The organism is Nocardia sp. NPDC005366 (assembly GCF_040606855.1).
Classification (GTDB): domain Bacteria; phylum Actinomycetota; class Actinomycetes; order Mycobacteriales; family Mycobacteriaceae; genus Nocardia.
Genome location: NZ_JBEXFQ010000017.1, coordinates 64,948 through 78,136, shown reverse-complemented (window position 1 = coordinate 78,136; position 13,189 = coordinate 64,948). Strand labels below are relative to the sequence as shown.

Sequence of the window (13,189 nt, the reverse complement as noted above, 5' to 3'; positions counted from 1 at the left end):
ATCACCGCGTCGCGCGCTGGATTCCCGGCGGGCCCGATATTCGGGTTCGCCGGGTCGCGGTGGACGGGTAACGTCGGACGGTATGAGTTCGCACACGGAGTCCAGGTTCGCGGCGGATGTCTACGGAGAGCGGCTGGAGCGCGCGGTGGAACTGATGCGGGTCGCGCATCTCGACGCCCTGCTCATCACCCCCGGCCCCGATCTGCGATATCTGATCGGCTCGGCGGCCGAATCCTTCGAGCGACTGACCTGCCTGGTGATCCCGGCCGACGGCGCGACGCCGTCGGTGGTGATCCCGAAATTGGAATTGGCCGCGCTGTCGGGCTCGGCGGCGGGTGAACTCGGTCTGCAGGTGCTGGACTGGGTGGACGGCGTCGACCCCTACCAGGTGGTGAAGTCCACGCTGCACGCCGGTTCGCGGGTGGCGGTCGCCGACGCGATGCCGGCGCTGCACCTGATTCCGCTGGCCCAATCCTGCACCGGGCTGCCCGCGTCGGCCACCCCGGTGCTGCGCGAACTGCGCATGATCAAGGGCGCGGCCGAGGTCGACGCGCTGCGCCGGGCGGGCGCCGCGATCGACCGGGTGCACGCGCGCATGGGGGAATTCCTGCGGGTCGGGCGCACGGAAGCGGAGGTCGGGGCCGATATCGAGGCCGCCATCATCGAGGAAGGTCATCTCGAGGCGGCGTTCGTCATCGTCGGCAGCGGCCCGCACGGCGCCGATCCGCATCACGGCGTCTCCGACCGCCGGATCGAGCCCGGCGACGTGGTTGTCATCGATATCGGCGGACCCGTCGAGCCGGGCTACTTCTCCGATTCGACGCGGACCTACGTCCTCGGTGAACCCGCCCCCGAGATCGCCGCGAAATTCGCCGCCCTGGAACAGGCGCAGGCCGCGGCGGTCGCCGCCGCGCGTCCGGGTGTCACCGCCGCGTCGGTCGACGCCGCGGCGCGAGAGGTGTTGACCGAGGCCGGTTTCGGCGACGCCTTCGTCCACCGCACCGGTCACGGAATCGGGCTGTCCGTGCACGAGGAGCCCTATATCGTCGCGGGTAACGACCTGATCCTGCGGCCGGGAATGGCCTTCAGCATCGAACCGGGCATCTATTTCCGCGGTCAGTGGGGCGCCCGCATCGAGGACATCGTCGTCATCACCGAAGACGGTTGCGAATCGATGAACCACCGCCCGCACGGGCTGACGGTGCTGTAGTCCCCGGCGAGACAGTCCCCGGCGAGACAATCCACGGCGAGACGCCGCGGCGGATTCAGCGCAGGTTGGAGCTCGACAGCACCCTGCCGACCTGGATCGCGAGCACGACGCGGGTCGGGTTCTCGCGCGGCACCCGGTAGCGGCCCGCGTAGCGCTCGACCGCGTCGGCGACGTCGTCCGGGTCGTCCAGGACGGTGGCGGGTCCCTCCAAGGTGAGCCATCGGATGCCGTCCACCTGGCTCACCGCCGCGTACCCGGAGCGGCGCACATTGCGCACCTTCACCGAGCCGTCGTTGGTGATCACTCGCGCGATTCCGGCCTCGGGATCCCAGGTGAATCCGACCGCGACCACATGCGGCGTACCGTCGGCCCGCAGGGTGGTCAGCGTGGCCAGATGCCGTTCGGTCACGAATTCGAGGGCGGTCGGCGTCAGTTGCGCGGTACTCGTCGGCATCCCCAGACCGTAGCCGTCCCGGTCGGCGCGGGCCGCAAGGGGACCGGTGAGGGAATACCGGCGGCAATGACAGACTGGGCGCATGGGATTGCGAGGTGGGCGTGGAATCGCCGACGGACCTGTGCTGGTACTCGGCGGGCGCAGCGAGATGGGAATCGAGGTCGCACGGCGGTTGGCGCCGGGGCGGGCGGTGATCCTCGCGGCGCGGCGCGGCGCCGAACTCGACGGTGAGATCGCGACCCTGCGAACGGCCGGGGCGACGCAGGTGCACACCGCCGAATTCGATGCCGACGATACCGCGAGCCATCCGGCGCTGCTGGAGAAGATAGACGCCGAATACGGCGGGATCGGGGTCGCCGTAATCGCCTTCGGCATCCTCGGCGATCAGGCGCGGGCGGAACAGGATCCGGCGCACGCGCTGGCGGTGGTGCACACCGATTACCTCGCCCAGATCAGCGTGCTGACCACCCTGGCGAATCTCATGCGCGCCCGCGGCGCCGGTCAGCTCGTGGTCTTCAGCTCGGTGGCGGGCGCGCGCGTGCGCCGCGCCAATTACGTCTACGGATCGGCGAAGGCGGGGCTGGACGGTTTCGCCACGGGACTGGCGGACGCGTTGCACGGCACCGGCGTTCAACTGCTGCTGATGCGTCCCGGTTTCGTCATCGGGCGGATGACCGATGGCATGGATCCGGCACCGCTGTCGAGCACCCCCGATCAGGTCGCCGACGCGGTGGTGCGCGGGCTGCGCAGGGGCGCGAGCCGAGTCTGGGTGCCTCGGATTCTCCAGCCGATCTATGCCGTCGTGCGTTTCGTTCCGCAGGCGGTCTGGCGGCGGATGCCGAGGTGAACGCCCATATCCGGGCGACCGGCGAGGATCGCGTCGACGCCGGGGCGGCCGTACGCCCCTCGGCGACCGGGCGGGGCGGAACGCGATGAGCCTCGCATGGTCGGGACCACCCATCGTGGTTGCCGGCATCGGCGCCGACGGCTGGGACGGGCTCGGGCGGGCGGCCAAACGCGAAATCGCCGGGTGCGAGGTGCTTTTCGGATCAGCGCGGCAGTTGGCGCTGATTCCCGAAGGGGTGTCGGGGCGGCGCGAGCGCTGGCCGTCGCCGCTGGTGCCCGCGCTGCCGGGGCTGCTCGAGGGTAATGCCGGGTCGCGGATAGGAGTGCTCGCCAGCGGTGATCCGATGTACTACGGGATCGGCGTCACCCTGGCGCGAATCCTCGGTGCGGGCGCGCTGCGGGTGTTCCCGCAGCCGTCGTCGGCCTCGCTGGCGTGCGCGCGCCTCGGTTGGCCGCTGGCCGAGATCCCGGTGGTGAGCGTGGTGGGCAGGCCGCTGGAGACGGTTCTGCCCGAACTGTTCGACGGTCGCCGGATGCTGGTACTCAGCGCCGACGAGACGACGCCCGCCTCGATCGCCGCACTGCTGCGGGATAACGGTTTCGGCGCGTCCACGATGACGGTGCTGGAACAGCTCGGCGGTCCGGCCGAACGCGTCGAAGCCGGTGTCGCGGGCCGGTGGCGGCGCGCCGAAGGCGACCCCCTGAATATCGTCGCCGTCGAATGTGTCGGTGATCCCGGCCGGTTACGCGCGACCCGGCTGCCCGGACTACCCGACGAGATATACAGCGGCGATGGACAACTCACCAAATCCGAGGTACGCGCGCTGACGCTGGCCGCGCTCGCGCCAGCGCCGGGTGAACTGCTGTGGGATATCGGCGGCGGATCGGGCACCATCGCGATCGAATGGTGCCGAACGCATCCGGCCTGCCGAGCGGTGACCTTCGAACGGCACGAGGCGCGGCGGCGACAGATCGCCGGCAATGCCGTGGCGCTCGGTGTCCCGCAGATCGTCGTGCGCGGCGCGGCCCCGGCGGAATTGGACGCCATGCCGGCCGAATCCGCGTCGCCCGACGCGATTTTCGTCGGCGGTGGTCTCACACAGGATGGCCTACTCGAGACATGTTGGTCACAGTTGCGACACGGGGGCAGGCTGGTGGCGAACGCGGTGACCGCGGAATCGGAATCGCTACTGCTGACCTGGGCGAACGCGTACGGAGGTGAGTTGCGAAAGTTTCAGATTTACCGCGCCGAGCCACTCGGCGGCTTCACGACGTGGCGTCCACAGTTGCCGGTCACTCAGTGGTCGGTACGGAAAATACTGTCGCCGCGGACCGGAAATACCGGAACTCCAGGTGAAACAGCGGGATCTGAGCGGTAGGGTCGGTGGCCGAGATCCGATAGTTATCGGAACTCAGATTCCTGATGGGGAGATTGATGAAGTACAAGAAGTTCGCAGCCACCGCGATCATCGCGGTCGCCGCCACCGGTATCGCCGCCGGAACCTCCGGCGCCGCGCCTTCCGCACCGGCTCCCGCCGTGCAGAACCAGGGCGCACCCGCCGTACAGGGTGCGGACCAGGGCGTCAACTACGCGGTCCAGGTGCTCGACAAGTCGATCGTCGCCGCCGTCACCGGCGGGTCGTTCGCGTTCGACGCCGACAAGAAGTACGTCACGGTCACGAACGCCGAGGGCGCTGTCGTCACCTCGATCCCGCTGCAGGCGAAGGTGGGCGAGCAGCTCATCAACATCGCGGCGACCATCGACCCGTCGACGCAGCAGCTGACGCTGACCCCGGACGCCAAGCCCACCGCCGACGCGGTGGCCGCCCACGCCAAGGCCATCTCGTCGCAGGAGTGGTTCTTCAGCGAACTGCAGCACGCCGCTCTCGGCGCTGTCATCGGCGGAATCATCGGATTCTTCTTCTTCGGCATCGGCCTGCCGGTCGGCGCGCTGATCGGCCTGCTGATCGCGGGTGGCCCGAACCTGATCAACGCGGGTATCGCGTACTTCAGCGGGCAGCCCTGAGGGTTCTGATTCTGGGCGGCTCCCGGGAAGCCAGGGAACTCGCCCACGCGACCGCCGGTGAGCGAGGATTGGAGATCGTCTCCTCGCTCGCCGGTCGCGTGCGTGATCCGCACCTGCCCGTCGGGCAGGTGCGGATCGGCGGTTTCGGTGGCGCCGACGCGCTCAGGGACTGGTTGGCGGCCGAGGATATCGCCGCCGTGGTCAACGCGACCCATCCCTTCGCCGCCAGGATCGGCGCGAATACCGCCGTCGCCACCGCGGCGCTGGGAATTCCGCTGCTGCGGGTCCTGCGGCCCGCGTGGTCCGAGCAGCCCGGCGACCGATGGATCAGGGTCGCCGATCTGGATGCCGCCGCCCGTACGCTGTCCGAATTCGGTGACCGCGTCTTCCTCACCATCGGCCGCCAGGGCGTCGGCGCCTTCGCCGCTCTGTCGCGTCAGTGGTTCCTGATCCGCGCCATCGACCCGCCGGACGGCGCGCTCCCGCCGCACCACGAATTACTGCTGGCCCGTGGGCCTTTCGCCCTCGAGGACGAGATCGCGCTGCTGTCCGAGTATCGCGTCGACGTGGTGGTGACCAAGGACAGCGGCGGCGATCAGACCGAGGCGAAACTCGTGGCCGCCCGCGCCGCAGGGCTCCCCGTCATCGTCATCGATCGGCCGGCGCTCCCGCCCGGCGTGACGGCGGTCGACACCGTCGAGCAGGCCAGGGACTGGTTGCTGCGCATGGTTGTTCACTCCGATCCGGAATCCGCCCGCTGACCCGACAGCAGCTCGGGAAGCCGTTCGAACCATTCGAGCACGGCGGTTTCGTAACCGATGCCGAATTCCAGGGTGGCCCGCTGGTGCGGGGTCAACTCGTCGCGATCCTCGGCCAGATATCCGTCGAGACGCGTGTGATGGATGGTGCGATTGGCGGCGATGATCCGGTCGAGGTGGTCGGGATCGAGATGTTCGCCGAAGGACAGGGTCAACAGCAGTGGGACGCGGATGGTCTCGCCGCCGGGATCGCGGGCGATCCATTCGCGGAAGGCCTCGCGGCCCGCGTCGGTGATGCGATACGGGGTGCGGTCGCGCGCGCCCGCCTGGCCCTTCTCGACCAGGCCGCAGGCGTCCATGGCGGCGAGTTCGCGGTAGACCTGGCTCTGGGTGATGGTCCAGAAGTCGCCGATGCGCTCCTGGGCGATCGTCACCAGATCCCATCCGGACATCGGGCCCTCGTGCAGGAACCCGAGTAGCGACGCCGCCGTGGAATTCAGCGGTTTGCGGCGCTCGTTCGACGGGGTTCCGGTCGCTCCACTCTCACGTTCCATAGTGGAATGTTAGCCGATCGAGTGAATGGCGGAGGGCGCGCCCGTCAGCGTGTATACCTGCGCGAGGTGTAGACCCGCGGCCCGGCGTCGGTGTCGAAGAACGCGGTGGTCGACGCGCCGATGATGAGCAGTGTACGCATATCCACCTCGGCGGGATCGAGCTCGTCGAGGGTGACCACCCGCACCGACTCGGTCGGCCCGCCGACATCGCGTCCGATCACCACCGGTGTATCGGGTTTGCGATGCTCGAGCAGCAATTCGCGCATGGCCGCGACCTGCCAGGTGCGCTGCGACGAGGCGGGGTTGTAGATCGCGATCGCCATATCGGCCGCCGCGACTGCCGAAAGGCGTTGGGCGACAACCTCCCACGGCTTGAGGCGGTCGGACAGCGAGATCATGGCGTAATCGTGTCCGAGCGGTGCGCCGACCCGGCTGGCGACCGCGTTCGCGGCGGTGAGACCGGGCAGTACCCGCACCGGCACCCCCCTCCACTGCGGATCCGCCGATTCCTCGAGGACGGCGGCCGCCATCGCGAAAACCCCGGGATCGCCGGAGGACACCACCGCGACCTTCGCGCCCTGCCGGGCGAGATCCAGTGCCATGGCGGCTCTTTCGGATTCCACGCGGTTATCGCTCGAGTGCCTGCGCTGTCCACGGCGGACCGGCACCCGATCGATATAGGTGGTGTAGCCGACGAGATCGGTCGCGTCCTCGAGCGCGCGCCGCACCTCCGGGGTGGTCCAGTCGGCGGACCCGGGACCGAGTCCGACGACCACGACCTCGCCCGGCGCGGAATCCGCGGTATCGAGCGCGGTGGTGGCGACCGCGCGGTGTTCTCCGGTCCGCGTGCCCGCCGCGGCGCGCGGCAGCGGTGTGGTGGGACGGGGGCCGGGAACCAGGGTGATGGAGAAGTAGGGCACGTCGGCGTCGTCCACGTCGGCGGCGCGCAGCACGCGCTGACGGGTGCTGCTCGCGCGTTCCACGTAGTAGGCGTCGTCGAGACGTCCCGATTCCGCCAGCGCCTTGCGCACACCGGGATAGGTGCGCCCGAGTTTCATGATGGCCGCGGCCTCGGTATCGCGGAGCCTGCGGGCCAGTTCGTCGGTCGGCATGGTCCCCGGCAGCACCGTGAGAACCTGCTCCCCCTCCACGAGCGGCGTGCCGAGCGCGGCCGAGGCCGCGCTGACCGAGGTGATCCCCGGAATGATCTCGGCCTCGAACCGGTCGGCGAGCCTGCGATGCATATGCATATACGAGCTGTAGAACAGCGGGTCTCCCGCGGCGAGCAACGCGACGGAGCGGCCCGCGGACAGGTGCGCGGCCAGTCGCTCGGCGGCCTGTTCGTAGAACTCGTCGATCGCGCCCTGATAACCGCCGGGGTGGTCGGTCGTCTCGGTGGTCACCGGATAGACCAGGTGTTCCTCCAGTTGGCCCGCGCGCATGTACGGCGCGGCGATTCCGCGCGAGATGCTGCGGCCGTGCCTGGCGCTGTGGAAGGCGATCACGTCGGCGGCCTCGATCACCCTGGCGGCCTTCACGGTCACCAATTCCGGATCGCCCGGCCCGAGCCCGACGCCCCAGAGTTTGCCCGACGTGCTGATTTCGGTCATTCCTGTTCGCTCGCAATCGCATTCAGCGCAGAGGCGGTGATGGCACTGCCACCGCGCCGACCTCGTACGGTCAGATACTCGATACCGCCGAAGTCGATCAGCGCGTCCTTGGACTCGGCGGCGCCGATGAAGCCGACGGGGATGCCGAGCACCGCGGCCGGGCGGGGCGCGCCCGCGTCCAGCATGTCCAGCAGGTGGAACAGGGCCGTCGGTGCGTTGCCGATGGCCACCACCGCGCCGTCGAGTCGCTCGCCCCACAGTTCCAGCGCCGCCGCCGAGCGCGTATTCCCCATATTCGCGGCGAGTTCGGGCACCCGAGGGTCGGCGAGGGTGCAGATGACCGCGTTATCGGCGGGCAGGCGTTTGCGGGTCACACCGGAGGCGACCATATTCGCGTCGCACAGGATCGGAGCCCCGGCGCGCAACGCGGCCCGCGCCGCGGCGACGACACCGGGGGAGAAGGCGATGTCCTCGGCCAGATCCACCTGTCCGCACCCGTGGATCATCCGCACCACGACCTGTGACACGTCCGAGGGAAAGCGGGCCAGATCCGCTTCGTCGCGGATCGTCGCGAAGGAGCGCCGATAGATCTCGGCCCCGTCGGTGAGGTAATCGGCACGCACGTCGGACATGGGCACCACACTAGGAGGGCGATGCGAGCACGATCACGCCCGGGTGCCGGGCGCGGGTCGAATTCAGGTGCGCGGGCGTTCGAGGATGCGCGACATGACGATGGAACTGCGGGTGCGCCCGACCCGGGTGTTCTCCCGGATCCGCTCGACGGTGGACTCGATATCGGCCATATCGGTGGCCATCACGTGCACGAGCGCGTCCGCCTCACCCGCGATCGTCCACACACCGACCACTTGGGGGATCGGTTCCAGGCTGCGGCGCAATTCGGCCGGGGTGATGTTGTCGCGGTAGTACACCTCGACATAGGCCTCGGTGGTCCAGCCGAGCGCGGCCGGATTCACCGACGCGGTGAATCCGGTGATCTGCCCGCTGGCGACCATGCGATCGACGCGGCGCTTGACCGCGGGCGCGGACAGTCCGACCCCGGACCCGATCTCCTGGAACGACGCGCGCGCCGACCGCAGTGGGTGGCCGAGAATTCGGCGGTCGATGTCGTCCACGTCACTCTCACCTCTCGACGCACAATAATTCGCCGAATTCACGCCGATCTGCGCAACGAATAGATATTTCTGACGCAATGGTAGGCCACTTACCGTCGTAGAAGGGGAAAAATTCGCAATACCTCGGGAGCCACGTTGACCTCTGTAGCCACTCCGTCCACGTCCGAGTCCGATCCCGTCCGGCGGCAGCCGACACCGCGCCGCTTCGTGATGTGCCGCCCGGATCATTTCGGCGTCTCCTACTCGATCAACCCATGGATGGATCCGGCCGAACCGGTCGACCGGCTGCTGGCGCTGGCCCAATGGGAAACGCTGCGTAAGGAGTTCGAGCGCCGCGGTCACCACATCGAGGTCGTGCCCGGCATTCCGGGACTGCCCGATATGGTCTTCGCCGCGAACAGCGGCGTGGTGATCGGCGGGCGGGCCATGTCCGCGCGGTTCACCCATCCCGAACGCGCGGCCGAGGGCCCCGCCTATCACGAGTGGTTCGCGCGGCGGGGTTTCGCTGAACTCGTCGCCGCGCACGAGGTGAACGAGGGGGAGGGAGATTTCCTGCGGGTCGGCCCCCGGATTCTCGCCGCGACCGGATTCCGCAGTTCGCCCGCCTCGCATCGCGAGGTCGAGCGCTACTTCGGCCGCCCCGTGGTCTCACTCGAACTGGTCGACCCCCGCTTCTACCACCTGGACACCGCCCTGATGGTGCTCGGCGAGGACAATATCGCCTACTTCCCGGCAGCCTTCAGCGCCGACAGTCGCGCCATCCTGGCCGCCCTCTACCCCCACGCCGTCATCGCCACCGATGCCGACGCCGAGGTACTCGGCCTGAACGGGGTCTCGGATGGTTTCAATGTCTTCATCGCCGCCCGCGCGCACGGGCTCGGCGCCGCCCTGCGCGCCGAGGGCTACAACCCCGTCGGCATCGATATGTCGGAACTGCTGAAGGCCGGTGGCGGCGTGAAATGCTGCACCCTGGAACTGCATTGATCCGACGGATCTACCGGTCGATCAGGTAACCCTGCGGTGTCGCGATGATATCGGTGACCGCGCCGGGTGGGCGTCCGCAGCGGCGTTCGCAGCCCGACCAGTGCTGGCGGCCACCGACCGTCACCTCCGCGGCAGCCACCGGGGCGGCCGGTGGTCGGCCCGCGTCGTCGCGGGTGGGCGGGACACGTCCCGATTCGACCGCCGCGGCGGCGTCGGCGCGGACATCCGTACGGGATTTCGCGCATCCGGGCCGTCCGGCGCAGGCGCTGACCTGCAACCAGGGCGAGCCCGCGTCGAAGATCAGGCCCATCGGGGCCAGCACTCGCACGACCTGTTCGGCGGGCCCTTCCTCGAGGTCGACGACGAGCAGACTGCGCCAGGGCGTGACGAAGATCGGATGTTCCACCGCCGCGAGGAATTCCGCGACGCGCGCGGTGAGCGTGCCCAACCGGACGCCGGCGCCGAGGCTGACCGATCCGTTCTCCTGATCCAGCCAGCCGATCGGAATATCTTGGGAGGCAGCGAATTCCACGCGTTCGGCGTCCGGTGTGCGGCCGAGGCGATCGATGACGCGGGCCGCGCCGTTCTCGATGTCGCGCAGCCGCCACTGCCCGGAATCCAGGTCGAGGAAACTTTCGGCGGCGGCGAGGAGGAGGTCCACCGCATTCGCCGCACCCACCCTGATGCCGGTATCGCCGCCCGCGAGGACCAGTGCGAATTCCTCGGCGTGCAGAGCGTGCAGGCCGATATCGCCCGCGAGTCCACTCACATCGCCGCGCCCGTCGTCGAGGGCGAACAGCACCCGTCCCGGCAGCTCGGCCAGCCGCGGCGTCGCGCGTATCCCTTCGTCGAGCGCGGTGACCAGGCCGTGCACATCGGCCAGACCGCCGAGACGGCCCGACAGCGGCGAGGCGACGATATTGCGCACCCGCTCGTGGGTGCGGCTCGGCAGCAGTCCGGCGGCGGCGAGCCGATCGGTCAGCGCGCCCGCGTCACGCACCCGCCGCAGTTGCAGATTGCCGCGCGAGGTCAGTTCGATAGTGCCGTCGGCCAAGTCGACGCTGATCGCGGCGAGCGCGCGCAACTGGTCCGGCTCCAGCCTGCCGCCGGGCAGCCTGATCCGCGCCAGGGGTCCGTCGGCGGCCTGATGGAGTCGGAGCACGCCGGGGCAGGAATCGGGAGCACGTCGAGTCATAGCCCCGCCAGCCTACGACCGGTGAGGGTGCTCGCGCCGCACGGCCCGGTCTGATCCGCCGTTCCCCCGATGCGCCGGTTCGATTCGGTCAGCTGGGTGTCGCTGCTTGTTCGGGCTTTCCGGATGTCGCCGTGTGCCGCGGTTCGGCCGGTGTCACCGCGGCAGGCGGGGGCATGCGACGGCGGCCCGGCGTCCAGAATGCGATGAGAAGCGCGCCGCCCACCGTCAGGAATCCCAGGGCGGCGGAGGATTGGTGCATGCCGTGGATGAATGCCGACTTGGCGAATTCGGCCAGCGGCTGCCCGGTGGGACCCGCGCGTTCGGCGATCTGCATGGCCGCGGCGAGCGAGTCCCCGACGGGTTCACGCGCGGGTTCGGGCAGGCTCGGGAGTGCGGGGGCGATGCGCTGGCTGTATCCGGCGGCCAGCACACTTCCGCCGATCGCGATGCCGATCGCCGCGCCGACCTCCCTGGCGGCATCGTTGACCGCCGCGGCGACGCCGTATTTCTCGACCGGTGTTCCGGCGATGATCGCCGCGGTCGCGGGAGCGGTGCAGAGTCCGACCCCGGTACTCATCAGCAACAGCGGCCAGAGCATGAACATGTAGCCGCTGTCGACCTCGACGCGCGTGATGACGAGCAGCGTCGCACCGATCATCAGCAGTCCGGTGCAGGTGATCCAGCGCAGGCCGAAACGCGCCGCCAACCACGGCGATACCGCCGACACGGCCATCATCGGCACGACCATCGGCGCGAACGCGACCGCCGACATCAGTGGCCGATACCCGAGAATCAGCTGGAAGAACTGCGTGATCAACATGAACATGCCGAAGGTGACCAGGAATTGCACGGTCACGATCGCCGTGCCGCTCGCGAAACCGCGGTCGGCGAACAGGCGCAGGTCCAACAGCGGATGCGCGACCCGGTTCTCGATCACGACGAATGCCGCGGCGGCCACGACGCCGCCTATCGCGGGGCCGAGCACCAGGGGGTCGAGCCATCCGCGCGCGGGCGCTTCGGTGGCGGCGACGACGACGAGTCCGACAGCGAGGGCGCTGGTCAGTGCGCCGAGGGGATCGAGCGGCGGCCGGGTCTGATCCATCGATTCCGGCACGGTGAAAGCCGCCAGTGAAAGCAGCGCACCGGTGATGGTCAGGCCGACGAAGATCGATATCCACGACCAGTACTCCAACAGCACACCCGAACCCAGAATGCCCAGAATCGCACCCGCGCCGGCGACTCCGGCCCACAGGCCGACCGCGCTACCACGGCGCTCCTCGGGAAATCCCGCGCTGATCAGCGAAAGCGTGGATGGCATCACCAGAGCCGCGCCGACGCCCGCCGCCGCTCGCGCGATGATCAACCACGTCGGTGAATCCTGGAGCAGGGGCAACGCGGAGGCCAGCGAGAAGATGACCATTCCCGCGATGAATGTCACGCGTCGTCCGAAGCGATCGCCGAGCGCGCCTCCGAGCAGTACCAGGCAGGCCAGTGCCAGGGTGTAGCCGTCTACTATCCAGGTCAGCTGGGCCTGGCTGGCGCCGGTGTCGGCCGCGATCTCCGGCAGCGCTGTGTACAGCGCCGCCATCGAGGCGATGACGACCGCCACCCCGAGACTGGACAGCGTCAGCAGCCAGCGTTGGGCAGCCGACAGTCCGGCGTGTTCGGTGGAATCCATCGGACCTCCGCTACTACTCGTATCGCTACGCTACCATTGGTAGCATAAGTTTTCTCGGTAGTGGTAGGCGGCGACAAGAAGGAATGCTGTGCGGTATGAGCGGTGCGGATGACATCGAAGTCGATCCCCGCAGAGTCCGATCCCGGACCCGGTTACTCGACGCGGCCACCGCGCTGCTGAAATCCGGCGGACTCGAGGCGGTGACGGTCGAGAGTGTGACCAGGCTGTCGAAGGTCGCCAAAACCACGCTGTATCGGCATTTCGACAACGCCCTGCAACTGCGGGCCGCCGCCATCGAACGGCTGTTGCCGCCGGTGGTGGCGACCCCGGAGCCGGGACCACTGCGCGAGCGCCTGATCTGCCTGCTCGAACGCCAGGCCGATGCGATTCGCGATGCGCCCATGCAGGTCTCGACTCTGGCCTGGTTGGCCACCGGATCCGATCGGGTCGACGCCCAGACCCCGGCACTCACCTCCCTGAGCCAGCGCCTCATCGAGCAATATCGGGTGCCGTTCGACCTCGTGCTCGACACCCCCGAGGCGCGCGCGCAACTCGGCGACTTCGACATCATGTTCGTACTGTCCCAGCTGGTCGGTCCGCTGGTGTTCACCAAACTCATCGGACTCGGCGCGCCGACCCCGGAGTATTGCGCCCGCATCGTCGACGACTTCCTGGCCGCGCGCGCGGTGTCCCACCCGGTGTCCTGACCGCCCGCGCGGATGCCAGGTCAGCAGGCCGTCG

14 protein-coding genes are annotated in these 13,189 nt (G+C 69.0%); 7 read left to right on the top strand and 7 right to left on the bottom strand.

Features of this window, described 5'->3' with window-relative positions; translation table 11 throughout:
- Positions 1 to 82 precede the first annotated feature (82 nt).
- On the top strand, positions 83 to 1,210 hold the full coding sequence (locus ABZS43_RS20465) for a Xaa-Pro peptidase family protein (RefSeq protein ID WP_355037496.1): 1,128 nt from the start codon (positions 83 to 85) through the stop codon (positions 1,208 to 1,210).
- A 55-nt stretch (positions 1,211 to 1,265) separates the two neighbouring features.
- On the opposite strand, the gene ABZS43_RS20460 is transcribed toward ABZS43_RS20465, so the two are convergent.
- A complete protein-coding gene (locus ABZS43_RS20460) occupies positions 1,266 to 1,664 on the bottom strand; it encodes a PPOX class F420-dependent oxidoreductase (RefSeq protein WP_355037495.1) in 399 nt (132 codons plus the stop codon).
- Between the two features lie 82 nt (positions 1,665 to 1,746).
- Here ABZS43_RS20460 and ABZS43_RS20455 point away from each other — a divergent pair, with 82 nt between their 5' ends.
- From ABZS43_RS20455 to ABZS43_RS20440, 4 genes are all read left to right on the top strand, one after another.
- Entirely contained in the window at positions 1,747 to 2,511 is a 765-nt protein-coding gene (locus tag ABZS43_RS20455) for an SDR family NAD(P)-dependent oxidoreductase (RefSeq protein ID WP_355037494.1), read from the top strand.
- A gap of 85 nt (positions 2,512 to 2,596) precedes the next feature.
- Positions 2,597 to 3,889, top strand: coding sequence for a precorrin-6y C5,15-methyltransferase (decarboxylating) subunit CbiE (cbiE, locus tag ABZS43_RS20450; RefSeq protein WP_355037493.1), 1,293 nt, complete (start codon positions 2,597 to 2,599; stop codon positions 3,887 to 3,889).
- Between the two features lie 56 nt (positions 3,890 to 3,945).
- A complete protein-coding gene (locus ABZS43_RS20445; RefSeq protein ID WP_355037492.1) occupies positions 3,946 to 4,536 on the top strand; it encodes a hypothetical protein in 591 nt (196 codons plus the stop codon).
- Positions 4,533 to 5,297 carry a cobalt-precorrin-6A reductase gene (locus ABZS43_RS20440; protein WP_355037571.1) on the top strand — a complete coding sequence of 255 codons (765 nt, stop codon included), beginning with the start codon at positions 4,533 to 4,535 and terminating at the stop codon, positions 5,295 to 5,297. The genes ABZS43_RS20445 and ABZS43_RS20440 overlap by 4 nt, the downstream gene beginning before the upstream one ends.
- Here ABZS43_RS20440 and ABZS43_RS20435 read toward each other — a convergent pair.
- The 4 genes from ABZS43_RS20435 to ABZS43_RS20420 form a co-directional block, all read right to left on the bottom strand.
- A complete protein-coding gene (locus ABZS43_RS20435; RefSeq protein WP_355037491.1) occupies positions 5,270 to 5,848 on the bottom strand; it encodes a PadR family transcriptional regulator in 579 nt (192 codons plus the stop codon). The two genes, ABZS43_RS20440 and ABZS43_RS20435, sit on opposite strands and share 28 nt — an antisense overlap.
- Positions 5,849 to 5,892: 44 nt before the next feature.
- Complete coding sequence (locus ABZS43_RS20430) at positions 5,893 to 7,458, bottom strand: precorrin-2 C(20)-methyltransferase (RefSeq protein ID WP_355037490.1); 1,566 nt, start codon at positions 7,456 to 7,458, stop codon at positions 5,893 to 5,895.
- Positions 7,455 to 8,090 (bottom strand): precorrin-8X methylmutase, encoded by a 636-nt coding sequence (locus ABZS43_RS20425; RefSeq protein WP_355037489.1) that lies wholly within the window; start codon positions 8,088 to 8,090, stop codon positions 7,455 to 7,457. Before ABZS43_RS20425 ends, ABZS43_RS20430 begins: the two co-directional genes overlap by 4 nt.
- A 63-nt stretch (positions 8,091 to 8,153) precedes the next feature.
- Positions 8,154 to 8,591 (bottom strand): Lrp/AsnC family transcriptional regulator, encoded by a 438-nt coding sequence (locus ABZS43_RS20420; protein ID WP_355037488.1) that lies wholly within the window; start codon positions 8,589 to 8,591, stop codon positions 8,154 to 8,156.
- Positions 8,592 to 8,726: 135 nt separating this feature from the next.
- Here ABZS43_RS20420 and ddaH point away from each other — a divergent pair, with 135 nt between their 5' ends.
- On the top strand, positions 8,727 to 9,575 hold the full coding sequence (gene ddaH, locus ABZS43_RS20415) for a dimethylargininase (RefSeq protein ID WP_355037487.1): 849 nt from the start codon (positions 8,727 to 8,729) through the stop codon (positions 9,573 to 9,575).
- A gap of 10 nt (positions 9,576 to 9,585) precedes the next feature.
- Here ddaH and cobG read toward each other — a convergent pair whose 3' ends face one another.
- Positions 9,586 to 10,770: a precorrin-3B synthase gene (gene cobG / locus ABZS43_RS20410; protein ID WP_355037486.1), complete on the bottom strand. Its 1,185-nt coding sequence runs from the start codon at positions 10,768 to 10,770 to the stop codon at positions 9,586 to 9,588.
- Positions 10,771 to 10,858: 88 nt separating this feature from the next.
- Positions 10,859 to 12,448, bottom strand: coding sequence for an MFS transporter (locus tag ABZS43_RS20405; protein WP_355037485.1), 1,590 nt, complete (start codon positions 12,446 to 12,448; stop codon positions 10,859 to 10,861).
- A gap of 95 nt (positions 12,449 to 12,543) precedes the next feature.
- Here ABZS43_RS20405 and ABZS43_RS20400 point away from each other — a divergent pair, with 95 nt between their 5' ends.
- Positions 12,544 to 13,155, top strand: a complete 612-nt coding sequence (locus ABZS43_RS20400; RefSeq protein WP_355037484.1) for a TetR/AcrR family transcriptional regulator — start codon at positions 12,544 to 12,546, stop codon at positions 13,153 to 13,155.
- The last annotated feature ends 34 nt before the right edge of the window (positions 13,156 to 13,189 follow it).